Source organism: Alteromonas sp. IB21, assembly GCF_016405965.1.
Classification (GTDB): domain Bacteria; phylum Pseudomonadota; class Gammaproteobacteria; order Enterobacterales; family Alteromonadaceae; genus Alteromonas.
Genome location: NZ_JAEFCD010000039.1, coordinates 1 through 26,669, shown reverse-complemented (window position 1 = coordinate 26,669; position 26,669 = coordinate 1). Strand labels below are relative to the sequence as shown.

The window sequence follows — 26,669 nt, the reverse complement described above, 5'->3', positions numbered from 1 at the left end:
TCCGTAGAATCCGCCCAAATTTTAGCCAGACATGTTACCTATGCGTCTGGCTTTTTTGTCTTATTTACCTCATATTAAAGTTATCAAAACTTAAGGGCAGTACGTTGGATACCGTTGAATTTATTCAAATTCGTAAATTTATAGTGAAGCTAGGAAAAATGCTGCACAAGTACGGTACCCCTGCGTTCCGTCTTGAAGCCTACCTTGGTGAAGTCGCCAAATATTTGGGCGTACACGCTTCATTTATTTCAACGCCCACGTCACTAACTTTTGTTATCTGGAGCGATCGTCACGAAGACGAATATAATCATGCGGCTCGTTTGCTACCTGGCGAATTAGACATGAATGCATTGTCGCTTACCGACGAACTTGCCAGCGAACTATTGTCAGGCAGATTAACATTAAGTGAAGCAGACAAACGTTTAGATGAAATAGACGCCATGGGCAGCCCTTACGGGAAATGGGTAACGGGCGTTGCCTTTGCTATGGCCACCGGCGCATTTGCCATGCTGATGGGTGCTAGCTGGAGTGAAATTGGCTGGTCGGGCGCATTGGGTATTGTAGCCTACCTATGGACCTTGTGGGCACAGCAGTCTAAACGTGTAAACTTAATGCTAGAGCCTGTTACTGCGTTCGTTGGTGGTATTCTTGCGTGCGCCATTGGCCAGTACGTTGACCCGGGCATTAACATTCCGCTGGTTGTGCTTTCATCGGTGATTGTATTTGTGCCCGGCCTTGCCCTGACTATGGGCCTTGCAGAGCTGTCATCCCGAAACATGGTGTCGGGCACCGCCCGCACTATGGACGCCATTATGCAGCTGTTTAAATTGTACTTTGGTGCGTTTCTGGGTGTGTCGTTGGGCTTTAGCGCATTTGGTGAAAACGTGTATACCCCTGCGGAATCATTGCCTTATTGGGCAACTTGGCTCGCGGTATTCCTACTGTGTATTGCCCTAGTGGCAATATTTAGAACGCGCATTAAGCACATACCTTGGGCGCTGGCAGCAGCGTTTATCGCTTACAGCGCTACAGCATGGAGCTCAGATTACATGAGCTCAGGGCTTGGCACGTTTGTGGGTGCCTTTGCGCTAGGTATTTTTGCTAACGCGTTTACTCGCATTGCTAACCAGCCAGCTACCATTGTTGCCATGCACGGGCTTATCGTGTTGGTGCCGGGGTCTAAAACCTATATTGGATTGAACTCGTTTATGACAGGTCAAGACTTCGTAAAAGCCGATCATTTAGGGCAAGAAGTGTTTCTTATCTTTATGTCGCTAGTAGCTGGGCTTATCTTTGCTAACGTGGTCGTGCCCACTAAAAAGGCGTTATAACACTGTTACAGCAGCTAATGGATTTCACGTTAAATTACGTAATGCACCGTGGGCAGTTAGGTTGCACAACGGCCATAGCGCAGCCTAACAAATGGAAAAGTAGCGCTATTTAAGCAGTTTAATTAGCGCTCGCCCTAAACGGGCGTTCAGTGCACCTGCTGCAATGGCTTCGGCCGAGTTTTCCATAAACTTGGCCGACAAACTGCCGCCAATTTGATTAGCTACTTCATCGGTAGCTAAATCAAATACGCCCTGAGCCGCAATGTTTTGTGCCAGCACTTTCAGCAACTTCCAGTTTCCCGCTGTACTTGGCCTTAGCCCATATACACGTGCCATGCGGCGAATAGTGCGAAAGCTAATCCATACTACTGCAAAGGTTTGAATAAGGTTGTTAGGGCTGATAAACGCCAGGCTCCCAGCCGTTACCGACTCTTTATTTAGCACCTTGTGGGCCTTTTCCTGCACCGGCTTTAATACCGTATCTTCGTATAGGCCAAGCCTTTCTGGACCTGTCATATCAGCTTGAAGCTGCTGTTTATAGCGAGCGAAGCAATGCGCTGCGTAAGACCCTCGGGAAAAGCGCTTGCCATGCTGGCTTAACACACGGTCTATTTTTTGTGGTGAAGTTTCATTTCGCTTATTAGCCAGCAAATTCCGGATAACGCCAGCATCTTCCATTGCCGTATTCACTTGCTTGTAGCCGCGCCACTCTCTAAAGCTTAAAAAGCTAAAGCAGCTTACAAAACCCACCAGTAACGCACCTAATACACCTGTTCCAATGGGGTGCTCAGACACGTTTGCCACAAGGGTGGTATAGGCTTCAAAAACAAAGAACCCCAATAGAGAAATAACCCCAAACCCAAGGGTTGCCGCACCTAACGAAATACCATCTTTATTCACATCTACTTCCCACACGTCTTCGGTAACTTGCTGTGGAAGCTTGGTTTCAGGCTGTGCAATATCTAAGGTTTGTGTTTTTACCTTGGGTTTGTACTGCGGTTTATTTACGGAGCCTGATTTGTGCATTGGCTCTCCATCTTGATAATCATTACCGTCATCAGCGGTTGTTTCATTTAGCTGCTCATCATACTGATCACGTTGTTGAGACGCGTATTCCGAATAAGCCGTGCCGTCTTGCTCGCCAAACCCATTATTTTTAAGCGTAGACGGGCGCGTAGGTTCTGGGCTTTCATCGAATTTATAAGGTTTATCGCTCATTCTTGTTATCCTTTGCCCAGTAAAAACTGAAGCAGTCTGTCTACGCCCTTACCCGCTAAAATACGCGCTTTAAAATCGCTGGGCACACTCGCATCAGGTACGGGGAAATGACTGCCCTCTTCCATTTCTTTCAGCGTGCTTGGAATGGGTTCAAACGTAGATTCAACATAACTGCCATCGGTGTTCTTATAGCGAATTGCATCTTCACTACTGCCATCGTCGGTCACTTGCATACTCGACACTAAAAAATGTTCAAACTGGATAGGTTTACCATCGAACCGTGCCCTGGCCCCTTCGGTAATTTGGGTAAGTAAATTGAGTAAATTAGCACGCTGACTTACTGGCACTAAATCTGACTTGGTCGCAACAAACGCCACTTTGCCTATTTGTTCTTTTTTCAGCACATTACGTGAAAACCACGTGCTTTGACCGTACACAAAAGTATCGGCCAAATGGCTTAGGGTTTCTTTTAACTGATACAAATGCTGCCTGCTATGGTTAAGCCCCTCAAACAAATCCACCAGAATAATTTGCTTATCGGTTTCTTTAAAAATGGACTGTTTTAACGGTGTTAACCATCCATGCTGAAACTTGGCAAAATGCTTATCGAATATTTTAAACCACGGGTGCGATACATCGCTGGTAATACTCGATGGTAGCGGCGTAAAACCAAACGCCTGCCAATCGAAGTCGCTCGACTCCAACAAAAAGCTGCCTGGCTGAAGTAGTGATATACCGTTCGCTTTGGCGTCAATCAGATAATCGCGATAGGCATTAACGAGTAGCTTAATGCGCTGCTCTGTAGGCTCTTGCTCGAAATCGAATTGATTAACAAACGCTTTCCACTGACTGGCAAAATACTGCTGGGGCCCGCTGCTAAGCTGCGCCCACGCAGAGTCTGACCAATGGGCGTAGGTTTTACTTAGCATAGGAATGTCGGTCACCCATTCCCCAGGGTAATCGATAAACTCAAACACTACATCGCTGTGGGGCAGTACATGGCGTTTTAGCGAGGCTGTTTCTTTAAGTCGTACTACTAGCTTAAAACCAAACGCTTCTTCGGTAGCCTTCGGCCACTGTCCGTTTTCAAGATCAGCAATGTTCTGCAAATGGGGAAAGGGTTTATAGCCTTCAATGGGCTCTATGCGCATATCTAGCACTTGAGAAGGCGGTAAATACCGCAGCAACGGCAAACAAGCATAGCCTTCTTCACTGCGGCTTTTCAGCATGGTGATAAGGCTGGTAAACAGCATAGATTTACCGCTTCGACTAAGCCCGGTAATAGTGAATCTGTGGGTTTCTTTATTAAACGCACTGCTTAACTTGTCGCCAGTTAGCGACGCCATTGCCCGAGTTTTGTCAAAAAGCGTAGCGATATTCTTTTGCATTATTCTTGTTTGCTGCCTTTGCAGTTCCTGTTCCCTTGAACCTATACCTTAAAAATAACGTTCTGAGAGCCCGGCTTTCACTTTATTGCCCTCACTTCATTATAGATATGACTTAAAGAGTAATGTGGTTATTAAGGGATAAAAGCAAGGGCAGTGCCAGCTAAGTTATCACTGTGAAATAAAAAACGGGTTGTTTATTTAATGCTCGCGGGTTTGATTAAAGAGCTTTTTCTTTATGCGATTTTTACTGGAATGCCAGTGATTCTTTGGCTTACGCGGTGCATTTTCGATAACGTGCTCAAAATCGATGTCTGATTTTTTGGTGGGAGGCACGTGGGCGCAAAAGAATGTATCAATTTGTGACTGCGCCAGTCTTTTTAAGCTTTCACGGTATTGGTTTGGGTGGCACAACGGATACGGCGGAACGAGTTCGCCCTTAACCTGCACCAGTACGTCAGCAATGTAAGCCTGCTGCGTAGAAACGTGCGCCAAGGTTAAGTCGTGGTCGGTGTGACCCGGTGTGTATATTACTTGCCAGTCAGGAAAACCAGGCAACGTTTGGTTGTCTTTAAGCGTCATGTCTGGCGCTAAAATTGGGTTATACCAAATGGGCATTCTTGGTTTGCCAATACGATTTGCCACCCACCAGGTTAACAGCAAATCGATACCGTGAGCAGTACGCCCTGCAAAACCAGCGTACCAATTGACCGCTTTAGGATGAGACGCCACTTGCGCGCCCGTGCGCTGGCGCAGTTTAACGGCACCGCCGGCGTGATCGGGGTGCATGTGGGTAACCACAATAAGCTTTAGGTCAGTTAACGGGCGGCCCATGGTTTGCGTAATGTATTTGCACACACTGTCGACATCGGCCCGGCTACAGCCATCAAGCAACAGCAAGCCATTGCTGTCTTCAACAAGATAAATATGCTGTATGTAGCCTGATAATGTATGAATTTTCATTACTGCTTCCTGTTCACCAGTACATGCGAGCTTACCGACAGTGACAATCGATATGGCTGTGCATTCGTTTTTCCACGCTCTGTTTACTGCACGTTTTTCACAAAGTATTCAATACGTTAAACGCAAGCAGCGAGTCAGCACTGCATCTAACTCGATGGCGTCAGCACTATTGATTACGCCAAATCCTATCAGAACCTATCTGGTAAGACCAGATTCAGCGAACAAGTGTAGCATTAAATCGCGAAGCCACATCAGCCCCGGCTCGCCTTCTTGCTGGCTATGCCAGTAAAGGTGCGTTTCCAGTGCAGGTATTTGATAAGGCAGCTTAGTGCTTATCAGGTTATCGTCGCTTACTGCATCGGCTACAGAACCCGGCAAGGTTAACAAAGCCTCGGTGTTAGCCACTACATCGGCAGCAGCACGATAATTCTGGCAGCGCCATAAAGAAGGCCGACTTACGCCTAATTGTTGCAGCGCAATTTCTTCTACTGACGCGCCTTTAGCGCGATTAGATACCGTAATATGACGTGCAGCCACGTACTTTTTCTTATCTAAATTCTGCGCTAAGGGGTTTTGCTTATTCATAAGCACCTTGTAGGTATCCCGACGTAATAGAGAATGGGAAATTGGTGCTGCAACGGCGCGGCCAATATCAATAACTAAGTGAAGGTTTCGGTTGGTTACATCAGCCAGCATGGTGTCACGATGTAAGCGAGTGCTTACTATTTCGATATTAGGCGCCTGTTTTTCAAGAGTAGAGAGTAAAACTGGCAACACACCTAATTCTAACGACTCTTGCATGGCGATAACAAAGCGCTGATGGCTGTGTAATGGATTGAAGTCAGCAAACTCCCCTAGCGCTTTTCGAATATCGCTCAAGGCTTTTAGAATAGCGGGCGCCAGTCTTTCGCAGGCAGCGGTAGGCAGCATACTTTGCTTTTCTTTTACAAAAAGCGGGTCGCCTAAAATATCCCGAAACCGGCGCATGGCATGGCTAACTGCCGACGGCGTAATGTGCAGCGCTTCAGCCACCCGGGTCATGTTTCTATGCTGCCAAAGGGCTTCAAACACCTTCAGCAAATTCAAATCGAGCTTTTCAAATTGTCTGTATTCAAGCATTCGCCAAGCCATGAACAATATTCATACCATTTAAGGATTATATTTCATTTCATTCACTGAGCAAGTTTCCCTAGTATGAGTCTAACGAATTAGATAAGAGATGCCCTATGGACTTTTCACATAACGACAAAACCAAAGCCTTATTAGAAAAACTTGATAACTTCATTGCTGAACATATAGCGCCAATTGAAAATGAAGTTTACGACTTTCATCATAAAGAAAATAATCACGGCGATTGGAAAAACTGGAAGCTACATCCTGGCACCGAGGCACTAAAAGCCAAAGCACGTGAAGCGGGCTTAGCAAATTTATTTCTGCCAGATGCTGAACTAGGCCAGGGCCTTACCACACTTGAATATGCGCCAATGGCTGAGCGCATGGGGAAATACTTATTTGCGCCAGAAATCTTCAACTGTAATGCGCCTGATACCGGCAACATGGAAGTGCTGTATCACTTTGGTAGCGATGCACAAAAAGAAAAATGGCTAACACCATTACTGGCTGGCGAGATCCGCTCAGTGTTTGGCATGACCGAACCTGATGTTGCATCGTCTGATGCTACCAACATGGCCGCCACCATCATCGAAGATGGTGACGACGTCGTTATTAACGGCAAGAAGTGGTGGTCGACAGGCCTAGGCCACCCTAACGCGGCATTTACGATATTCATGGGTTTATCAAACCCAGATAACGACAAGCACAGCCGCCATAGTATGGTTATAGTGCCGCTAGACACACCCGGAATTACCATTAAGCGTATGCTAGATGCGTACGGCGATTATGATGCGCCATACGGCCATGGCGAAATGCACTTTGATAATGTCCGTGTAAGTAAAGACAACATTATAATGGGTTTAGGCAAAGGGTTTGCGATAGCACAAGGTCGCTTGGGCCCGGGTCGTATCCACCACTGTATGCGCGCTATCGGTATGGCCGAAAAAGCCTTAGAGCTTGCGCTTAAACGGGGTCATGAACGGGTTGCCTTTGGTAAGCCTATTATTCGCTTAGGCGGCAACTTAGAACGTGTGGCGGATGCTCGTATGGCGATTGAGCAAGCGCGATTACTTACCCTTCACGCAGCTTGGAAGATAGATAACCTAGGCGTTAAGCACGCTATGACAGAGATTTCAGCCATTAAAGTGGTAGTGCCAAACATGCTACAAAGCGTAGTAGATATGGCACTGCAAATTCACGGCGGCGCAGGCATGTGTAGCGACTTCCCACTAGCACGCTTTGCGGCTGGCGCAAGAGCCCTTCGCCTAGCTGATGGCCCTGACGAAGTACACAAAGGCATGGTGTCTCGGTTAGAGCTTAAAAAGTATCAGTAACTAAAAGCCAAAAAAATACCGCTTCTTGTAACAAGAAGCGGTATTCAATTTTATTTATAAACTAGTTAGCTTATTATTTGGCTAAAACTGGCTTAGTAAGTATAGCGTGCCTGCACGTACCACATACCACCGTTGAATCCAAACGGGCTAGCTTCAGAATAAAGCTGACCTAAGCTTCCTGCGCTTGGGTTTTCTTCCGGGTATTCGTCAAACAAATTGTTCACACCAATAACGAGGTCTAGGTTTTCGCTGTAAGAGTATTTGGCTTCAACGTCTATCAAGATAGCCGCATCAATACCATTTACGCCGTTACCTGTGTCGTCCCAACCACCGTAGTAGTTAGCGCGAACTAGGGTGCGAAGTGCCCCTTGCGTGTGTGTCCATGAAATATTACCGCGAAGGTTTGGCAGTAAGTCTTCAATTGCAGCAACACGGCCTAACATAAGATAGGCCGCGTTTTAATTTAACGTTTAATAGTCTTTCTTGGCTTGCTCTTTACGCGCTTCGATATTCTGGTGCAACGCATCTAACTGAGCAAAGCTTTCGTACAATTCAGGGTGCGTAGCGATAAGGGCAGCCACGTGCTTAAAGGCATCTTCGCGCTGTTCCCTTGTAAGGAATACGATGTGATCATCTGTCGGAAGACGACTCATATTGAAGCCGGGGGAAGAAGAAGACATTACTGCTATTTGCGTTGCGATAGCACGAAAATCTTTCAAATAACGTGGCTCACATTGTTTTTTGGCTATCTTCGACCCTATCGGACGATGATAGCTACAAAGTACATCGTACTTTGCCGTCTCGTTGATGGTGTTATATAAATCTAAAAATTCGAAGCGTTGTTTATCAAACGCCTTTTTAAGCTGAGCAATGGTTTTCTGCCCTGTAACCTCTATTCGCTCCATGCTCTCTTTATCCGATTCTGGCTTGTCTGTTTGGGCAAGCGCAAAGCCCGACGCAGAAAGTAGCAAAACAGTGCCAAGCGCCTTAAAAACCGACGAGAGTGAAGCCATTGATGCGTGTTTCATAAAAGGTCCTTTTTTTTTGGATGTAACACTACATTAGCAATCGCCCAACTTTTAAGCAAGTCGCTTGTACTTTAGTCGATAGCAATTACATGTAGCTTTGAGCCAACTCTGTTATTTGCCATTCATTCCTCCTTCTTCACTCGCCTTAATGCGCTCATGAAGCGCATCTAATTTCATAAATCTGTCTAGCAGCTTTTGGTTGGTTGCCACTAGAGCCGCAACATGTTGATAAGCTTCTTCCCGAGTATCTTTCGTTAAAAAGCGCAGAGTGTCGTCGTTGGGCAGGCGATTAAAATCAATGCCTGGCTGAGTAGACCAGGTTTGAACCGTTAACGCCCGAAAATCAATCATGTATCTGGGTTCGCATAACTTGCGCGCAATTTGGCTGCCAATGGGCTTTTCATACTTACAGATAACATCGAATTTCGCAGTTTCATTGATACTGTTGTACAGTTCTAAGAATTCGAAGCGCTGATTATCGAATGCTCTTTTTAATTGCAGTGTGGTCTTTTCGCCGAATACTTCAATGGATTCAACGCGTTCTTTGTCGTTTTGCGCGGCTACCTGAAAGCTTACTGCTAGCGCTAGCGAAAGCGCAGCTGTTTTAATGGCACGAAGCCCGTATTTACGTGGGTTTATTGCAATTAACATCCTCGTTGTTCTACTTGTACATTTCGCAAACTAGCACCCGAACAATTTCTAGTCAAAAAAATACCGCTTCTTGTAACAAGAAGCGGTATTCAATTTTATTTATAAACTAGTTAGCTTATTATTTGGCTAAAACTGGCTTAGTAAGTATAGCGTGCCTGCACGTACCACATACCACCGTTGAATCCAAACGGACTAGCTTCAGAATAAAGCTGACCTAAGCTTCCTGCGCTTGGGTTTTCTTCCGGGTATTCGTCAAACAGGTTGTTCACACCAATAACGAGGTCTAGGTTTTCGCTGTAAGAGTATTTAGCTTCAACGTCTATCAAGATAGCCGCATCAATACCATTTACGCCGTTACCTGTGTCGTCCCAACCACCGTAGTAGTTAGCGCGAACTAGGGTGCGAAGTGCCCCTTGCGTGTGTGTCCAAGAAATATTACCGCGAAGGTTTGGCAGTAAGTCTTCAATCGCTGCAACACGGCCGTCACCAATAGGGTTAAGCGTACCTACATCGTCTACTTCGGTTTCGTTGTAGTTTGCCGCTAGTGTAATACGTGAATTACCTTCCCATAAATCGAAGCTGTAGTTACCTACAATGTCGATACCGCGAGTAGTGGTATCGAAGCTGTTCGAGAAGAAGCGGAACTGCGACAAGTCGTCTAAACCGATAAAGTCTGAACGATTGATAATACCCGACGCATCAAGCTCGGTAAGCGCTTCAGATACGGTTGCGTAGTCTGTACCGCCACCAGCGAAGTTAAGCGCATCTAGGAAGTTTACGTTAGCACCGAGTGCTACGCGGTTTTCCATTTCGATGTTGTAGAAATCGATAGTCCAGCTCATGTCTGCGATATCGATTGACGCACCGAATGAGAAGTTAACCGCTTCTTCAGGGCCTAAGTCTGGGCGACCGTTACCTTGGCTTTCAATGAAGTCAGCCGCTAGCTGACCTGCTGCCGACGACAATGGCAATGTACCTTGGTCAATTAGCACGCCGTTCACGTTTTGCGTGGTAACGTTAGTGATGCTCGCCTGACCCGCAGTTGGCGCGTGGAAGCCCGTTGAGTATGCACCGCGTAAACGGAAATCATCAGTTACGTGGAAAATACCCGCAATTTTAAAGTCGGTGGTATCGCCAAACTCGCTAAAGTCTTCACGACGCACTGCCGCTTGTAGCGTAAGTTGCTCTGTTACATCAGCTTCTAAATCGATGTAGAAAGCCGTACTGTCTTGCGAAGCACTGGTATCACGCGGGAAACCACCAAAACCGTTAGAACTAGACGAGAAGCCTTGGCTTGCTAACGGGCCTAGCGCATAAGATGCTTCATCACCCGCAAATAAATCGAACTCTTCTTTGCGGTATTCAGCGCCGAATGCCACGTTTAGATCAGACGCTAAGCCTACATCTACACCGTATACAAAGTTAAGGTTAACCAAGGTTTCAGTTTGCTCTTGGCCGCCAGGAACAAAGTCACGCGGCGTATCTGGGCCTAAAGACGCATTAATGGTGTTGTTAATAAAGAAGTCGGTACGGTTAGAGCCACGCTGTGCGCTGAAGTCGTAGCCTAAGCCGTTCCCTACTTCTAAATCGCCACGTACACCCACCGTAAACGCCATGTCTTCGTTATCGCCACCAAAGCGCGGCACAAAGCCGGTAGGAATGGTTTCAATAAACGAGAAACAGTTATCGTCGGCTTGAACCTGAGCAAGGAAAGATGGGTCAGGGAATACATTACCATTACCGCCAATTGGAATACCGTCGATACAGCTTCCACCTACACCTACGCCGTCAAGGTCGCCAACAAGCACTGAGTGAACGCCGTTTGGATCTTCTAAGCCCGTTAGAGGGTCAACCAACGGACCTGCGTATACACCGCCACGCTGGCTGCCTTCAGTAACTGGGTTACGATAGAAGAAACCACCGGTAACCGTACGTTTGCCGTAGTTACCAAACAAATAAAGCTCGGCTTTATCGCTTAGCTCGTACGCAGAGTTGATGAATACTTTATAGTCGTCTTCTACGTCTGGCTGGCCCCAATACTGCGGCACTTCATTGGTGTAAGTGTTAATAGTTGAAAAGTCTGATTGGGTTAGGTAACCCGCATCTACCATGCCTTGTACATCGTTTCGTACTACTGAACGTACCGTACCTTCAACATCGCGTATTTCACCCGTAATGTTAATAAAGCCGTCTGATCCTAGCGAGAAACCTGCGTTAGCAGAGATGGTGTAGTTGTCGCCATCGCCTTCATAAGTAGAGCCGTAGTTTGCACGGAACTCGAAGCCTTCGTTGTCATCGCGAAGTAAGAAGTTTAGTACACCTGCAATGGCGTCTGAACCGTACTGCGACGATGCACCGTCACGTAGCACTTCTACTTGCTTAAGTGCTAATGAAGGAATGGCCGAGATGTCGACACCCTGCGCACCATCAGAAATACCACCACCTAAGAAAGAGATGATAGAGCCACGGTGACGACGCTTACCGTTTACCAATACCAACACGTTATCTGGCGATAGGCCGCGCATGTTAGCTGGGCGCACGATAGTAGCAGCATCACTGATTGGCTGGGTGTTTACATCGAACGACGGAACGTTGGTACGTAACATGTCTTGTACGTCGCTTGACGAGTTCTGGCGGAACTCTTCACCCGTAATTACGTCTACCGGAACCGGAGAATCGGCCGCGGAGCGGTTGCTCATACGCGTGCCGGTTACGATGATATTTTCAAAATCTTCTGCTTTTTCCTCTGCTTCTTGTGCTAAAGCAGGCGCTGACATTGCCGCAAAAAACGGTAATGAACTTGCGATTATGGCCGAGGTTATTCGATTAAGTTTTTTTCCACTAGGGAAGTTACCTTGATCCAATGTGTTTCTCCTTCAAGACTTGTGGTTTTTAAGTTTTTAAATGTTTTTATTATTGGCGTGGGTAACACTTACCAGCATTTGTTAAAAAATTGTATAACAAAAAAACTAATAAGCATTACTAAATTAGAATAGAATAGCTAAAAAATATACATTAACGAAATAAATATCACTCATTAAGTTATATTTATATTAGCCTTTAGGATAAAGGCACCTATGAAGGAGTAGATGTGATGGGCATAGCGCCACACAAACTGGTGTGTAGCGCCAACAAAGCATTAATTAATGATTTGTAAGATTCTCAAAAACCACGTTGCCATTAACCACCGTCATTACCACGTTAGCGTTCAAAATCTCACTAGGTTCTGCGGTCATAAAGTTAGTGTCGAAAACTGAAAAGTCGGCGTATTTGCCCACTTCAATAGAGCCTGCGTCTTCTTCTTGAAACGACGCGTAGGCTGGCCAAAGGGTAAACAAGCGAAGTGCATCTTCTCGAGATAGCGATAGCTCTAGGTGCCAGCCTTTGTCTTGCGTGCCGTCTAGCCTGCTGCGGGTGATGGCAGCGCAAAATTCAATGCGCGGGTCGCCCACCTCAACAGGGGCATCTGAACCACCTACCAGCACAACGCCTTTATCCACCAGCGGCTTCCACGGGTAAGCATACGCTAAACGACTATATCCCAACCGGCTGGGCGCAAAGTTCAAATCGCCAATGGCATGGCTAGGCTGCATGGATGCCACAATGTTCATTTGCGCGAGCCTATCTTGCTGCTTAGGCGGGATAATTTGCGCATGCTCTAAACGCCAGCGTAAATCTTCGGTTTTCCATTTCGTTTTAGGTAACGCATTCCATGCCTCTTCATACCAATTCAGCGTGGAATACAATGCACGGTCGCCAATAACGTGGGTCATCACTTGGAAGCCCTGCTTTAAAGCCTGTTCGAGCACCGGCATAAGCTCGGCCTTAGTCGTACGGTTCATAAAGCCGCTGTGGTCGGCATCGCTGTAGGGCGCAAGTAACGCTGCACCGCGCGAGCCTAACGTACCGTCGATAAATACTTTTATTCCGTTTAAATAGAACAAGCCTTCTGCGAGCGTTTCAGTGCCATTTTGAATAAGTTTATCTGACTCGCTAATAGGAATTGCGATATAAACACGGTGCAGCATGGTGTCGCTGTTAGCTAGTTGCTTTAGCTGCTGGACCTCTCGCCACTTCATGCCAGCGTCGTGCGTAGCCGTCCATCCTTGTGACACGTTTACCTGCATGCCGCGCAATAAGTTATCTTTTATATACTCGTCTGACTCAGACGGTAAAATATCTCGAAAGACATCCATGGCGGTAGCCAATACATAGCCGGTAGGCGTACCATCGTTATAGCGTTCAAACTTGCCGCCTTCAGGGTCGGGCGTATCTTTGGTGACGCCAGCAAGGGCGAGAGCCTTAGAGTTAACTACGGCAGAGACGCCATCAGCGCGGGGCATGAATAACGGCTTATTTTGAGTGAACGGGTCGAGGTCGACAGCCGTTAAAAAGCGCTTTTCGTCTTGCCACTCACGTTCTATCCAGCCTCGCCCTAACACCCACTCGCCTTCAGGCACTGTGCCAGCAAAGGCTTTTATCTCTGCCACGGTAGCTTTTAACGTAGGAAGGCCGAACAAGCTCAAGGTGCGCGTGCGTTTGCCTACCCCTTCAAGATGCTGATGACTGTCGGTAAAGCCAGGGAAAAGCGTGCTGCCCTGTAAATCAATGCGTTTTTCAGCGCCGCAGTGCCACGGCGCGGCGTCAACATCTTTGCCCACAAACGCAATACGCCCGTCTTTAACTGCAACCACTTCGGCCTGCCAATTCTTATCGTCAGCCGTGTAGATAACACCGTTATGAAATACCACATCAGAACTGATGCAGGTTTCCGTCGCTTGCGCTAAACAAAAGTGAGATACACAGACTGTAGTGGCAATAAACCCTTTGAGTATTGTGCGCGATAGCGCGGTTGAAAACGTCATGTTCGCCTACTTTATTCTTCGTTGCATTTATCGGTAGATAAAAGCTAAATGCGGCCAGATAAGTGAACATGCGCTTGATAAACACACGTCATTAAAAGTCCTTTTTTATGGGGTATCAAGACACTAGCAACTGCCTTAATTTTAATCAAGGCAGTTGCTTGGTTTGCGAAAAAATAACGATGGTGTTTATTAGTTATCGAGGTTATCGGCTTCGCTGCGCGTTTTAATTCGCTCATGAAGCGCATCTAATTTCATAAAACTGTCTAGCAGCTTTTGGTTGGTTGCCACTAGAGCCGCAACATGTTGATAAGCTTCTTCCCGTGTATCTTTCGTTAAAAAGCGCAGCGTGTCGTCGTTGGGCAGGCGATTAAAATCAATGCCTGGCTGAGTAGACCAGGTTTGAACCGTTAACGCCCGAAAATCAATCATGTATCTGGGTTCGCATAACTTGCGCGCAATCTGACTGCCGGTAAATTTGCGCCATTTACAAATTACGTCGTACTGGGCATCTGTATTAACGGAATTGTATAACTCGATAAAGGCCATTTGCTGCTTTTTAAATGCGCGCTTTAATTGAGGCGTAGTTTTCTCGCCCTGCACGTCGATAGTTTCCACAGACTGCCTATCGGGTTGAGCAAATACCGTCGAATTCATGCTTAGGCTTAAAACGGCTATACCAAAGAGCAAAGATACTTTCTTCAATGATTGCATGACGTTTTCCTTAATAAGTCTCACTTTCATAACAGTAGTCATTGGTTAATTTGCAATCAAATTAATTAAGGTTAAGTCTGCGGTTTTCCATATCCATATTTTAAAACGCTGCGGAATATAAATCGTTTACACTTTTGCTCTAAAACTTTTTGTTTTAATCTCTTTATCTTAAACTTTTTACCTCAAGACTTTGGGTCCATAACGCAATAAGTACGTAAAAAGGGGCGTAATTTTTAATAAAACGCGTCGCTCTCTCGCAGTTTCTGAACCCTGTGCTATGTTTTTTTTCATAGGTAGTGTAAAGGAGATGCCCCGTGTACGGCATGATAAACAAATTTATATCCACAACAGTTATTAATCGATACGGCCAATCTGCATGGGATGAAATAAAAGCATCCTTAGGGGATTACGAATCGACCTTTTTAGAAGTGCAGCCTTATAGCGATGAAGTGACATTCGGTATTGTTGGCGCCTCTGTTGAACACCTAAACATAGACTTAGCCGTGTTTCTTCGTCAAATGGGAGAGGATTGGGTAAAAGAAACATCACAAGGTAGCTATAAAGAGATGTATTCTCTGGTTTCAGGTGGTGCATTTGAATTTATTTCAAACTTAAACAACATGCATCAGGTAATTTCGGCGCAATTGGAAGCGCTAGTGCCCCCGTCGTTTCTATGCGAGAAAAACGACGATGGCAGCATCACTATTCATTATCACTCATCACGAGACGGCCTTGAGCCTTTTGTGGAAGGCCTATTAATGGGTGTGTGCGAACACTTTAATCAGCCGGCAACAGTCTCAACCGTTAAACTGCGAGACGAAAACAACCCGTTTAGCACTTTTCGCATCGACTTTAAATGAGCTAGACAGTGCAATCACAAACGTTTCAATTAGATTTAGATGGCAAGCTCAACATCGTTGACTTTAGCAGCGCGTTTCGCAAAGTCTGCCCTGAACTAACGGTGGATGCGCCGTTTTCAGGGCTGTTCAAGCTTGTTGCGCCACAGCTGCCCTTAAGCACGCAAATTATAAAGATGTTCAACGGGCAACTCATTACCCTTTGCCCCATTGATAACCCCTCTTTTGTTTTTGGTGGCGCGTTCTACGAAGTAGATAACATTTATTGCTTCATGGGGTATCCGCAGCTAACCAACATGGGGCAGCTGTCGAAAATGAACCTGGCGTTAAACGACTTTGTGCATCACGACCCCATCAACTTCTACATTGGCACGCTTCAGCTAAAAGAAAGCATGTATCAGGAAATGATACAGCTAAATGACGAGTTAAAAGCTAGCGCAAAGCATTTAGAGCAATTAGTAGAACAGCGCACGCAGGAGCTATTGCATGCAGAGAAAATGGCGTCGCTTGGTGTGCTGGCAGCCGGTGTAGCCCACGAAATAAATAACCCGATAGGCTTTTTGTTAAGTAACTTAAATACGCTAAAAAGTTATATGGACGATATCGCCCCGCTTCTTACCAAGCTTAACAACATGCCTGACAAAGATAAGGAGCAGCTGGATACACTCACTAACATAACGGTGAACTGGGATAACATTGATTTTATATGCGACGATATTGGGCCTTTAATCGACCAAAGTATCGACGGCAGTAAACGGGTAAGTAAAACCGTGGCGGGGCTGAAAAACTTTGCCCACCCGTCAGACTCAAAACAAGAAGTCATGTCGGTTCAGCAGGCTATCGATTTAACCCTGTCGCTACTTAATAACGAGCTAAGGCACAATGTCACCCTTCACTATGAACGGGAAAACGACGTATATATCACCGGCAATTTAACCGAACTAAGCCAAGTTTTTATTAACCTTGTAATGAACGCTACCCAGGCAGTAGAAAAAGACGGCGTTATTTCAATTAAAACTGAAGAACTCGAGAATTCGGTAAAAATTTACGTCGCCGATAATGGCTGCGGTATTTCATCAGATAACCTACCCAAGCTCTTTCAGCCATTCTTTACAACAAAGGAAGTGGGCTCGGGCACAGGACTGGGTTTAGCCATTAGCCACGGCATTATTGAAAATCACAATGGCAGCATTTCCGTGGAAAGTAAGGAAGGCGTGGGTACCACGTTTACTATTGAACTACCGCTTGCTGATAGCGAAGCAATAGCAGAAAGTTAACTGGCGACGCCTTCGTCACAACCGTTAATGAATGAAGAAGGCACAATACGCCCACCGCATTACGCTTAAACACGTATTAATACGGCGGGCGTATAGCGTAATTAAAACGTATACGATGCACTTAGCTGGGCGTTAATACCCGCGCCGTAGTAACCCACAGTGTGCAGGCTGTTAATATACTTCTTATCGAAAATATTATTGATGTTCATACGTACCGTAAGGTCGTCGGTAAACGCGCGAGACGCATACACGTTACCCAAGAAATACGCGCCTTGTTTAACGTTATAATCCACATTGCTTATTTCAGACTGCCAGCGACCGCCAAAGCCCACTTCCATTTCTGGCGCTTGCGGTATTGTGTAGCCCAATTGGAAGGTAACCACATCGCGTGGCGCCCACAGGTTTGCATCAGCGCCCTGCTCGTCTTCTACATCAATATTGGTGTAAGACGCGTTAACACGCAGCGCGTCAGTTACCTGACCGGCTACTTCAATTTCGAAGCCGTTAGATTCTACCGACACACCTTCGTAGTAAAACTGCAGCGTATCTGGGTTGGTGCCTGCGTAAGCGGCTAGGTTGTCTTGCTCTGCCGTGAAGTATGCGAATGTAGTGAGTAAGCGGTCGTCGAACCACTGGGCTTTCACGCCAGCCTCGAAGTTTTGACCTTTGGTTGGGTCTAAGTACTGACCGTTAATGTCGTACTGCTCTTGCGGCTGATATACGTCTGAATAACTCACATATGCGTTTACATCTTCAGTTACCGCATAGGTAGCGCCCACATAAGGGCTGGCTTCGCTTTCTGAGTTATCGATAATGGCACCGGCGTTTTGCCCCGTACGCTCGAAATCAATGGCATTAAAACCAGCGATAATATGCATCTCATCGGTAACGCTAAAACGGGCAGAACCGAAGTAACGGGTTAGGGTTTGTTCAATGTTTGAATACTCGGAAGCCGCCAGCCACTCTGGCTCGGCAATCGCATCTAACGCATAAGGGAACGCCGGCGTTGGGCCGTATGCAGGCGTGGTTGCATAGTCAAACGCGTGAACAGACGATACGTCGTCACTAGTAGCGTGACTTACCCCAAAATTCACTTCATGCGTGCGACCAAATAATTCAAAATCACCAAATACACGGCCTTCTACTAGGTGAGAATCGCGCTCGGAATCGTAGCGGCCTGGCCAGCCAATAAGGCCTAGGCCGGTGTCTTTATCAATAGCGCCATAGGCGTAAAACAGCTTGCTCTGATCTTCAAAGTCGCGGTAGTTATAGCTAAGCAGTAGCTGCCAATTGTTATCGAACACATAGTCTAGTTCTACAAAGGCATTAGTGGTTTCGGTATCCCACTTTGTCCACTCTTGTGTGGTAGTGTCGTTAATGTCCCACTCGGCTTGGGTGCCGTCGGTATAGTTAAACATTAACCCACCCCAGGTGTTGCCGTCGGTATTAGCATCTTGATACGACAACCCAAAAGTAACTGTAGCGTTGTCGGTTAGCTGGCCGTCAATAACACCGTAAACAAAGCTGCGGTCGTTCTCTAGGCCATCTAGGTGCGACTCTTTATCTTCAACACTACCCACTACACGGGCCGCCCAGCTGCCGTCTTCGGTAAGCAGCATAGAATAGTCGCCCTGTACGCGCTTAAAGTTATAAGAGCCAATGCTTGCACCAATTTCACCGCCTTCTTCGTTGGTGGGGCGCTTGCGCACATAGTTAATGGTACCCGACGCATTACCCACACCGGTTAACAGGCCGTTGGCACCACGAATTACTTCAATTTCTTCGTAGCCATACGCTTCCACAGCACCGGTAACAATGCCCCAGTCGTTCGGCAGGCCAACACCGTCTATTTGGGTGTTTTTAATTTCAAAACCACGGGCCGTGTAGTTGGTACGGTTGGTTTCCCACTCTTCTACGTTAATACCCGGCGCTAGCTTTAGCGCATCGTTAATATTAAACGCACCAAACGACTGCATTAAGTCTTCAGAAAGAATACTTATAGACTGCGGCGTTTCGCTAATTTCCATGGTTAAACCCGTTGCACCGCGGCTAACGCGGTTTTGACGAACGCCAACAATACGAATTTTTTCTACGTCGGCTTCTTTAACGTCGTCAGTATTTGTTTGGGGTGTTTGCGCTTGTACTGATAGCGCAAGGGCAAGTGGCGTTAGTGCAAATAGGCTAGATAGTTTCATGGTTTTCTCTGTTTTTAACTTTTTCGTTAAGCGTGTTGGGTTATTTTTCGCACGCAGTATAAATTAAAGAAAACCAAATTTAAATGATAATTATTGCTATTTACATTACCGTATTCACTTTGCTAACGCTACGCCATGCTGCCAATGGTGCTTTTAAAACGCTTTAAAGCGATAAAGTAAAATATGCACCCAATAGCAAATAGCGCAATAAGTTGAGGGTACACCACACTTAGCCCGGCACCGCGATACAGTACCCCTTGCGATGCCATCACAAAGTGCGTGTTTGGCATAAGTAGCATGGTGTTTTGGATAAACTCGGGCATGCTTTCTCTTGGTGTTACCCCACCAGATAGCAACTGTAGGGGCAGTAAAACTAAAATAAGTAACAATCCGAACTGTGGCATAGATCGCGCAATGGTAGCCATGAAAATCCCCATACTCGAAACGGCGAATAATTGTAGAGCAACAGCCACCATGAAAAGCCATATTTTGCCGTTAATGGGGACGGCGAGTACCCACTGAATAATAAAATAAACAGAAAACAAAGTAGTAACCCAAACCACTACTCCCGAGGCTAATATTTTAGACAGCATAATTTCACTGTCTGAAACTGGCATAGCCAGCAGGTGCTCTATAGTCCCACGCTCTTTTTCTCTAATAAGCGCAGCCCCAGACAGAATTATGGCGATCATTGTTACCGCATTAATGAGCTCCATCACAGAGCCAAACCAAAAACCTTCTAGCGCTGGATTAAATCGGGCTCGCATGATCAACTCGACAGGGTAATCAATGTCGGATTTATAACCCTGTAAATAAGTATTCACTTCACTGGTGATTATTTCTGTGATGTAACCATTACCAGTAAACGCCTGGCTAATACGTGTTGCATCAACGTTGACCTGAACATCGGGCTGTAGCCCAGCCATAATATCTTTTTCAAATTCAGGGGGAATGGTCACAACAAAGGTATACTTGCCCGTGTCTAAATACGTGTCGGCCTCATTACTTTCAATAATATCTGGCGCTAAAAAATAAGGAGGATAAAAGGCATCTATTACCCGCTTAGACATCTGCGAATTGTCGTGATCGACAAAGGCAATGGGCGCGTTGTGCAAAGATTCAGGTACCGCAGTGGCCGCCGTGTAGATGTTTACCGTAAACACATACACAATAAGAATAAGCATGGCTGGGTCGCGCCATAAGCTCCAAAGTTCTTTTACACCTAGCTGGCCTACATTTTTAATATCCACGGTTCATCGCTCCTGTTTGCGTAACAAAACAGTGGCAAGCCACAGTGTAATTGGTATAGAAATAGCTATGGCAAACACGGCAAAGTCAAGGGTTCCAAAACCTAACCCTTTGCTAAATACTCCCCTGCTAGCAGTTAAAAAATAACTAATAGGGTGAAGCTCTCCTATTACGCGCCCTGCCCCTTCTAAGGCAGAAACCGGCGTTATCATGCCCGCAAACTGAACGGCAGGTACCATAGTGCCAATAGTGGTAAGCAAAATAGCGGCAATTTGACTGTTAGTAAAAACCGAAGCCAACAAACCAAAGCTAGTGGAAAAAGTAACAAATAACAGCGTTATAAGGCATAGCACTATCACATCCCCTTTCAGTGGGATGTCGAAAAGCCACACCGCCATAGCAACCAACAGCAAGAAGCTAACAAATGAGGTAGCGATATAAGGAAGTTGCTTACCCAACAAAAACTCTATGCGTGTAACTGGTGTAACATATAAGTTGATTATCGAACCCAGCTCTTTTTCGCGCACCACCGCCAACGACGTTAAAAGCGCAGGTATCATCAACAACAGCATGGGCATTACCGCAGGTACAATGGCCACTAAGCTGCGAACATCTGGGTTATACAAATAGCGTGATTCCACATTAATACTGCTAGTCGACTGCACTTGGCTAGCTTGTGAGGCTTGCTGCAAAAGCCATTTCAGGTGAATACCTGTTACATAACCCTGTATAGTTTCGGCCCTTGAGGGCATAGACCCATCAATCCATGCCCCTATTTCCACTTGTTCGCCTTTATGCAGTTTTTGGCTAAATTCGGGGGGAATTTCCACAGCCAATGAAAGCTCTCCGCTTTTCATTCTCCTGTCCATATCGGCATAGCTGGTAATGACTGGCTGTTCATTGAAATAGCGCGAGCCTGATAAAGCACTGCGATAGTTAAGACTAGTGGAAGTTTGATCGCGATCGAATACCGCATAGCTTAAGTCATCAACGTCCATAGTAATGCCATAGCCAATAACTACCATTAACACCATGCTGCCTAAGAACGACATGGTTAAGCGAATGGGGTCGCGGATAAGCTCAAGGGTTTCACGCGAGGCATAGCTTAACAATCGCCGTAAGCCTTTTGCACGTTTATTCGTTGGCGTGGCTTTATCTGCGCTAACACCTTCTGGTGCACTTTGCTCAGTGTTTTGTGTTTGGTTCTCAGGTGTTTGCGCTTCAACTAAATAATCGATAAACGCTTGCTCTAACGTATCGGCAGATTTAGACGCTTTTATGGCTTGCGGTGTATCGGTTACCAGCACTTCGCCTGCATGCATTAGGGAAATTCTATCGCAGCGTACTGCCTCGTTCATAAAGTGTGTAGAAATAAAAATGGTTACGCCGTCTTTTCGCGCCAGAGAAATAAGCAACTGCCAAAAGTTATCTCGGGCAACTGGATCGACGCCAGAAGTGGGTTCATCGAGTATTAACACTTCAGGTCTATGCACCATGGCCACGGCCAAAGACAGACGCTGGCGAATACCTAAAGGAAGGTCGTTAGGCAAGCTGTGCTGGTGATGACTTAATGCAAAGCGGTTAAGCATTTCGTCAACGCGCGAATTTAATACGTTGCTTGCTACTTTGAAGAGCTTGGCATGAAGCGTAAGGTTTTGCCGAACGGTTAATTCGGTATACAAAGAAAAGCTTTGCGACATATAACCTACGCGGTAGCGGGTGTTAATATCGTTAGCAACAAGAGGGCTGCCCAGCAACCACGCCTCGCCAGAGGTTTGCGGCAGCAGGCCAGTAAGCATTTTCATGGTGGTAGACTTACCACAGCCATTCGACCCTAAAAACCCGAAAATCTCTCCTTTACCAATCGTGAAGCTAACGTTATTAACTGCCGTAAAATCGCCAAACTTCATAGTAAGGTTTTTAGCTTCAATCGCGGTTTGCATATGCTCACTAGCCTTATAAGGCTGCACAACTACGCTGCGATGTTCATGCTTTGCGTCTGCCGGCAAAAGCGCAATAAATGCCGCTTCTAAATTGCTGGTTTGTGTTTCACTAAGCAGTGACTTCGGTGAGCCGCTCGCCAGTATCTCACCTGCATTTAACGCTATTAGATGATCGAACTGTTGGGCTTCATCCATATAGGCAGTCGCTACCAATACGGTAATATTTGGCTGGGTTTTGCGAATGTCTTTAATAAGCGACCAAAATTGACTTCGGGCAAGGGGGTCTACCCCTGTAGTGGGTTCGTCTAGAATAAGCAGGCGGGGATCGTGTATTAAGGCACAGCATAACCCCAGTTTTTGCTTCATACCACCCGACAACTTGCCGGCTGGGCGCGATAAAAATGGATAAAGTCCGGTTCGTTTGGTAAGGATATCTATTCGTGCACGACGCTGAGCACGATTGTGCCCAAAAAGTTTGGCAAAAAACTGTAAGTTTTCTTCTACAGACAGCGTGGGATATAAGTTTTTGCCTAAACCTTGTGGCATGTATGCAATATCAGAACATATCGCGGCGCGGTGTTTTTCATCACGCATATCGCCACCAAGAACCTGCAACTGCCCCTTTTGCATAACTCGCTCACCAGCAATAAGCGACAGCAACGTAGATTTGCCCACGCCATCAGGGCCAATTACGCCTACCGTTAGGCCCGCGGGAATAGAAAGCGCAAGATTGTGAATAGCTGTGGTGCTTTTGTAGCGAACCGTTAGCGAATTGCATTCAATAATGTTGCCCATTAGTCGACAAGCTCAGGTAGGTCGCTAGGCCATTCAGCGGTATCGTTTAGCTTTACCCATACTTCACCCGGCAACCCTGTTTTCACTTTTTCAATGTGCTGCTTTAATAAGTTTTCAGGAATTTGCGCTTTAACCCTAAACATAAGTTTTTCTCGCTCACTTTGGGTTTCAACCGACTTAGGAGTGAATTGCGCTACGTCGGCAACGTAAGAAATGGTGGCCGGAATAGCGATGTCGGGCGCGGCATCTAGCACAATAAGTGCTTCACCGCCCATAGTAAGCTTGCCCACCTGCGAAGCAGGCAAAAAGAATGTCATGTATACGTTTGTTAGGTCGACCAAACTAAGTACACGCCCACCTGCACTAACAACTTCGCCAGGCTCCACTACGCGGTATTGAATACGCCCATTACGTGGTGCTTTTAACACCATATCGTTAATTTCAGATTGGATTTGCGCAATAGTGGCATTGGCAGCGCTGACCGCTGCTTGTGCCGAGTAGTATTGCGCGCGCGAAGCTTCAATGGTGGCGTCAGCCGCTGTCAAACGAGCCTTAGCTGCATTTACCGCCGCCTTTGCGCTTTCAACATTGGTAAGGTTATCTTCTGCCAATTGTTTAGACACGGCGCCTGTTTTTGCCAATTCATTAGTACGGGCAGCATGAGCTTCAGCTGCTTTTAGCTCGGCTTTAGTTTGCAGCAGCGCGGCTTCAAGCGCTGACTTTTCACTTTGGCGCTGTGCAACAGCCATATTTGCAGCTTCTACCGCACTTTTGGCTTGCTGGTGCTGTGCCTTGGCCTGCTGAAGCTGGCTATTAATGGTGGTGGTATCAAGTTTGGCGACCACATCGCCCGCCGTTACTCTGTCTCCTTCGCTGACATAAATTTCTTCTACACGCCCTGCTACTTTTGCAGAAATGCCAATTTCAGTAGCTTCAATGCGGCCATTCCCTGACACCACATCGACATTTTCAGGGCCACTGAAAACAGTACTAAAAACCACAATTAAAAACACAACGAACATAATGGATAGAATAAACGGCGTTTTTTTCACAGTGACGCTCCCTGTGGTTTATCAATAAAGGTGAAAAGTGGCGAAAGCGCCAAGGTTAATAGCTAATGTATACTGGGTGGTGTACTTTAATCTTTGCGCTGGATCAAAATTTTGGTAGGTTGAGCGACTAGCCGAGTTTTTGGGCATGCGGTAAATTAGATTAAACAATGAAGGGACTCTGTTCATAGTGACAAAAACAATTGAACACTACAGCAAAAAAGCGCAGCACTATTACGATTTGTATAATTCGGTAGACGCCGAAAGTGTGCACAGCGATTGGAAAGCGTTTCTACAAAAATCAAAAGCAGGCACCGCACTAGATGTAGGCGCAGGCAGTGGCCGCGACGCCAACTGGCTAGCCGAACAGGGCTGGAACGTAACAGCCGCAGAGCCTGCCGGTGGGCTAAGAAACCTTGCACAAGCCAACTCGCATAACAGTGTTACATGGTGTAGCGCCAGCCTACCCGCGCTTACCGCCCTACCCCAAAAACCAAACACATACGACCTAATACTGCTTTCAGCGGTATGGATGCACTTGCCTAAATATGAAAGGCCACCCACGTTAAAAAGGTTAGCAGAATTGCTTTCAGAAAATGGAACACTATACATAAGCCTTCGGTTCGGTCCAAATGATGAAGCACGGCCCATGCACCCCGTTAGTTATGAAGAGTTAGCGACCTTAGCGGAAAGTAACGGCCTAAAGGCTCACAACTTAAACACTGTTCCTGGTAAGGACGGGTTGCAGCGTGATGATGTGAAGTGGGTTACGGTAGAAGTGGTGAAGGGATAATGACAGCTACAAATTATTTGGTTACCGGTAGAAACCAGCAATACCTTCTACATGAAATTCGCGATGCCCTTAAAAGCGCTACAAATATAGAAATAGCCGTTTCGTTTATTCGTATGTCAGGGCTAAGCCTAATCATTCAAGACATTGAAGATGCGATGAATTCAGAAATACGTGATGTTAAGTTATCGCTTTTAACTTCAGACTACATGAACATTACCGAGCCACATGCGTTAAAGCGTTTAATGCTGCTGAAGGAACGTGGCGCTGATATCCGCATTTATGAAAGTAAGCAAGCTACAAGCTTTCACCTAAAATCATATATTTTCGTCAAGAGCAGTGAAGATATATTAATTTCAGCTAGAGCGTTTGTTGGGTCTAGCAATATAAGTAAAACCGCGCTTACCGATGGTATTGAGTGGAATTACCGAATCGATTACCCAAACGATAATGATGAAGAAGCCATCGCTAGAATTGACGAAATTCGAGAGCAGTACAGCTATCTATCCACCCTGCCTCAAGTTAAGCCACTAACATACGACTTAATAGCTGATTACGAGATTAGGTACAACACAGCGAGAGTTGTTACACCAATTCAATCTGCTGCATCACTGCCGGATGAAAAAGAGCATGAAATTCCGGAGCCAAGAGAACATCAAGTAACAGCACTTGCAGCACTCAAGCAGGCTCGAGAGGACGGAATTAAGAAAGGCTTAGTGGTACTAGCAACAGGTATGGGGAAAACCTACTTAGCGGCTTTTGATTCTGTGCAGGTAAATGCTAAAAAAGTACTTTTTGTAGCACATCGAGAAGAGATCTTACTTCAAGCAGAGGCTAGCTTTCTTAAGATACACCCAAGCAAAAAGGTAGGTCGATACAGCGGAAAACAAAAGGATGAAGAATATGACTTTTTGTTTGCCTCTATACAAACCATAGGGCAATCCACTCACCTAGCGAAGTTTCCCACTGCTGCTTTCGATTACATTGTTGTAGATGAATTTCATCATGCCGCAGCAGGTGGTTATCAACGTTTACTAGAATATTTCACGCCTTCTTTTTTACTGGGATTAACCGCTACGCCCACTAGAACTGACGGTAGCGATATCCTTAAACTATGTGACAACAATCTCATATATCAGCAAGACTTGTTTGATGGTGTGAAAGCAGAGGCATTATGCCCTTTTTCTTACTTCGGCATTTTCGACAAGGAAGTGGATTACGATCACCTGCCTTGGCGTAATGGTAAGTTCGATCCTGAAAAACTTTCCAATAAACTAGCGACTAAAGGCCGTGCAAAGCATGTGCTTACTGAGTGGAAAGTAAAGTCGCAAGATATATCACTCGCTTTTTGCGTATCGCGAAAACACGCTGACTACATGGCAGATTACTTCAATCAACAAGGAATTACAGCTGCCAGCGTTCACTCAGACTCGTCACTTACGCGTAGTGAGGCATTAGAGAAGCTCAACAACGGCGATATTAAAATTTTATTCTCGGTAGACCTTTTCAACGAAGGTGTAGATTTACCGAAGATCGATACCGTATTAATGCTTAGGCCTACTGAATCAAAAATCCTTTTTTTACAACAGATGGGCCGCGGCCTTCGTAAAAGCGAAGGAAAGGATAGACTTATTATTTTAGACTTTGTGGGTAATCATCATAGCTTTTTAAACCGCCCCGAAATGCTGTTTGCCAGTATTCTCGATGGACCGCAAAACCGCAGAAAAATGGTCGACCTTGCAAAAAATGCCAATAAACTACTCCCCGACGGATGTTACGTTAATTTCGACTTAGAGTTTATCGATTTCCTTACAAGCATTTCTCAAGACGAGCTTGATACTCAATACGACAAGCTGAAGGAAACGCTAGGCAGAAGGCCTACGTACACTGAGTTTTATAAATCGGGCGCTAGCTTG

Annotated in this window: 20 protein-coding genes; 6 read left to right on the top strand and 14 right to left on the bottom strand. The window is 46.0% G+C overall.

Annotated features, from left to right (window positions below):
- Positions 1-104 precede the first annotated feature (104 nt).
- Positions 105-1,331, top strand: a complete 1,227-nt coding sequence (locus tag JC525_RS18875) for a threonine/serine ThrE exporter family protein (protein ID WP_198817545.1) — start codon at positions 105-107, stop codon at positions 1,329-1,331.
- Between the two features lie 105 nt (positions 1,332-1,436).
- Here the strand turns inward: JC525_RS18875 and JC525_RS18870 are convergent, their stop codons facing one another.
- From JC525_RS18870 to JC525_RS18855, 4 genes are all read right to left on the bottom strand, one after another.
- Positions 1,437-2,357, bottom strand: coding sequence for a DUF697 domain-containing protein (locus JC525_RS18870; RefSeq protein WP_442859571.1), 921 nt, complete (start codon positions 2,355-2,357; stop codon positions 1,437-1,439).
- A 197-nt stretch (positions 2,358-2,554) separates the two neighbouring features.
- Positions 2,555-3,937: a YcjX family protein gene (locus JC525_RS18865; protein WP_198817541.1), complete on the bottom strand. Its 1,383-nt coding sequence runs from the start codon at positions 3,935-3,937 to the stop codon at positions 2,555-2,557.
- Positions 3,938-4,135: 198 nt separating this feature from the next.
- A complete protein-coding gene (locus JC525_RS18860; protein WP_198817533.1) occupies positions 4,136-4,897 on the bottom strand; it encodes an MBL fold metallo-hydrolase in 762 nt (253 codons plus the stop codon).
- 195 nt (positions 4,898-5,092) lie between these two features.
- On the bottom strand, positions 5,093-6,016 hold the full coding sequence (locus JC525_RS18855) for a LysR family transcriptional regulator (RefSeq protein WP_198817575.1): 924 nt from the start codon (positions 6,014-6,016) through the stop codon (positions 5,093-5,095).
- 107 nt (positions 6,017-6,123) lie between these two features.
- On the opposite strand from JC525_RS18855, the gene JC525_RS18850 reads away from it, so the two are divergent.
- Positions 6,124-7,344 (top strand): acyl-CoA dehydrogenase family protein, encoded by a 1,221-nt coding sequence (locus tag JC525_RS18850; protein ID WP_198817529.1) that lies wholly within the window; start codon positions 6,124-6,126, stop codon positions 7,342-7,344.
- Positions 7,345-7,436: 92 nt separating this feature from the next.
- On the opposite strand, the gene JC525_RS18845 is transcribed toward JC525_RS18850, so the two are convergent.
- From JC525_RS18845 to JC525_RS18820, 6 genes are all read right to left on the bottom strand, one after another.
- Positions 7,437-7,787, bottom strand: a complete 351-nt coding sequence (locus tag JC525_RS18845) for a TonB-dependent receptor (RefSeq protein WP_198817528.1) — start codon at positions 7,785-7,787, stop codon at positions 7,437-7,439.
- A 27-nt stretch (positions 7,788-7,814) separates the two neighbouring features.
- On the bottom strand, positions 7,815-8,372 hold the full coding sequence (locus JC525_RS18840) for a hypothetical protein (RefSeq protein WP_198817524.1): 558 nt from the start codon (positions 8,370-8,372) through the stop codon (positions 7,815-7,817).
- 111 nt (positions 8,373-8,483) lie between these two features.
- Positions 8,484-9,023: a hypothetical protein gene (locus JC525_RS18835; RefSeq protein WP_198817522.1), complete on the bottom strand. Its 540-nt coding sequence runs from the start codon at positions 9,021-9,023 to the stop codon at positions 8,484-8,486.
- Between the two features lie 137 nt (positions 9,024-9,160).
- Positions 9,161-11,887 carry a TonB-dependent receptor plug domain-containing protein gene (locus tag JC525_RS18830; RefSeq protein WP_233095305.1) on the bottom strand — a complete coding sequence of 909 codons (2,727 nt, stop codon included), beginning with the start codon at positions 11,885-11,887 and terminating at the stop codon, positions 9,161-9,163.
- Between the two features lie 279 nt (positions 11,888-12,166).
- Positions 12,167-13,888, bottom strand: coding sequence for an amidohydrolase (locus JC525_RS18825; RefSeq protein ID WP_198817520.1), 1,722 nt, complete (start codon positions 13,886-13,888; stop codon positions 12,167-12,169).
- A gap of 189 nt (positions 13,889-14,077) precedes the next feature.
- Positions 14,078-14,599 (bottom strand): hypothetical protein, encoded by a 522-nt coding sequence (locus tag JC525_RS18820; protein WP_198817518.1) that lies wholly within the window; start codon positions 14,597-14,599, stop codon positions 14,078-14,080.
- A 323-nt stretch (positions 14,600-14,922) separates the two neighbouring features.
- On the opposite strand from JC525_RS18820, the gene JC525_RS18815 reads away from it, so the two are divergent.
- Complete coding sequence (locus JC525_RS18815; protein ID WP_233095310.1) at positions 14,923-15,459, top strand: heme NO-binding domain-containing protein; 537 nt, start codon at positions 14,923-14,925, stop codon at positions 15,457-15,459.
- Positions 15,460-15,467: 8 nt separating this feature from the next.
- Positions 15,468-16,733 carry a sensor histidine kinase gene (locus JC525_RS20225; protein ID WP_198817511.1) on the top strand — a complete coding sequence of 422 codons (1,266 nt, stop codon included), beginning with the start codon at positions 15,468-15,470 and terminating at the stop codon, positions 16,731-16,733.
- 101 nt (positions 16,734-16,834) lie between these two features.
- Here JC525_RS20225 and JC525_RS18805 read toward each other — a convergent pair whose 3' ends face one another.
- The 4 genes from JC525_RS18805 to JC525_RS18790 form a co-directional block, all read right to left on the bottom strand.
- Positions 16,835-18,928 (bottom strand): TonB-dependent siderophore receptor, encoded by a 2,094-nt coding sequence (locus JC525_RS18805; RefSeq protein ID WP_198817509.1) that lies wholly within the window; start codon positions 18,926-18,928, stop codon positions 16,835-16,837.
- 128 nt (positions 18,929-19,056) lie between these two features.
- Complete coding sequence (locus JC525_RS18800; protein WP_015065895.1) at positions 19,057-20,178, bottom strand: ABC transporter permease; 1,122 nt, start codon at positions 20,176-20,178, stop codon at positions 19,057-19,059.
- A 3-nt stretch (positions 20,179-20,181) separates the two neighbouring features.
- Positions 20,182-22,914 carry a ribosome-associated ATPase/putative transporter RbbA gene (rbbA, locus tag JC525_RS18795; RefSeq protein ID WP_198817507.1) on the bottom strand — a complete coding sequence of 911 codons (2,733 nt, stop codon included), beginning with the start codon at positions 22,912-22,914 and terminating at the stop codon, positions 20,182-20,184.
- Positions 22,914-23,966, bottom strand: coding sequence for an HlyD family secretion protein (locus tag JC525_RS18790; protein WP_012516649.1), 1,053 nt, complete (start codon positions 23,964-23,966; stop codon positions 22,914-22,916). Before JC525_RS18790 ends, rbbA begins: the two co-directional genes overlap by 1 nt.
- Positions 23,967-24,153: 187 nt before the next feature.
- Here JC525_RS18790 and JC525_RS18785 point away from each other — a divergent pair, with 187 nt between their 5' ends.
- A complete protein-coding gene (locus JC525_RS18785; protein ID WP_332874136.1) occupies positions 24,154-24,756 on the top strand; it encodes a class I SAM-dependent methyltransferase in 603 nt (200 codons plus the stop codon).
- Positions 24,756-26,669: DEAD/DEAH box helicase family protein (locus JC525_RS18780; RefSeq protein ID WP_198817505.1), on the top strand; the 1,914-nt coding region annotated here is incomplete at its 3' end. The genes JC525_RS18785 and JC525_RS18780, both read left to right, overlap by 1 nt.

Bases quoted from the DNA above. Each gene is read 5' to 3' on its own strand.
- JC525_RS18870 (WP_442859571.1), bottom strand. From the start codon at position 2,357: ATGCACAAATCAGGCTCCGTAAATAAACCGCAGTACAAACCCAAGGTA.
- JC525_RS18865 (WP_198817541.1), bottom strand. From the start codon at position 3,937: ATGCAAAAGAATATCGCTACGCTTTTTGACAAAACTCGGGCAATGGCG.
- JC525_RS18860 (WP_198817533.1), bottom strand. From the start codon at position 4,897: ATGAAAATTCATACATTATCAGGCTACATACAGCATATTTATCTTGTT.
- JC525_RS18855 (WP_198817575.1), bottom strand. From the start codon at position 6,016: ATGCTTGAATACAGACAATTTGAAAAGCTCGATTTGAATTTGCTGAAG.
- JC525_RS18850 (WP_198817529.1), top strand. From the start codon at position 6,124: ATGGACTTTTCACATAACGACAAAACCAAAGCCTTATTAGAAAAACTT.
- JC525_RS18845 (WP_198817528.1), bottom strand. From the start codon at position 7,787: ATGTTAGGCCGTGTTGCTGCAATTGAAGACTTACTGCCAAACCTTCGC.
- JC525_RS18840 (WP_198817524.1), bottom strand. From the start codon at position 8,372: ATGAAACACGCATCAATGGCTTCACTCTCGTCGGTTTTTAAGGCGCTT.
- JC525_RS18835 (WP_198817522.1), bottom strand. From the start codon at position 9,023: ATGTTAATTGCAATAAACCCACGTAAATACGGGCTTCGTGCCATTAAA.
- JC525_RS18825 (WP_198817520.1), bottom strand. From the start codon at position 13,888: ATGACGTTTTCAACCGCGCTATCGCGCACAATACTCAAAGGGTTTATT.
- JC525_RS18820 (WP_198817518.1), bottom strand. From the start codon at position 14,599: ATGCAATCATTGAAGAAAGTATCTTTGCTCTTTGGTATAGCCGTTTTA.
- JC525_RS18815 (WP_233095310.1), top strand. From the start codon at position 14,923: ATGATAAACAAATTTATATCCACAACAGTTATTAATCGATACGGCCAA.
- JC525_RS18805 (WP_198817509.1), bottom strand. From the start codon at position 18,928: ATGAAACTATCTAGCCTATTTGCACTAACGCCACTTGCCCTTGCGCTA.
- rbbA (WP_198817507.1), bottom strand. From the start codon at position 22,914: ATGGGCAACATTATTGAATGCAATTCGCTAACGGTTCGCTACAAAAGC.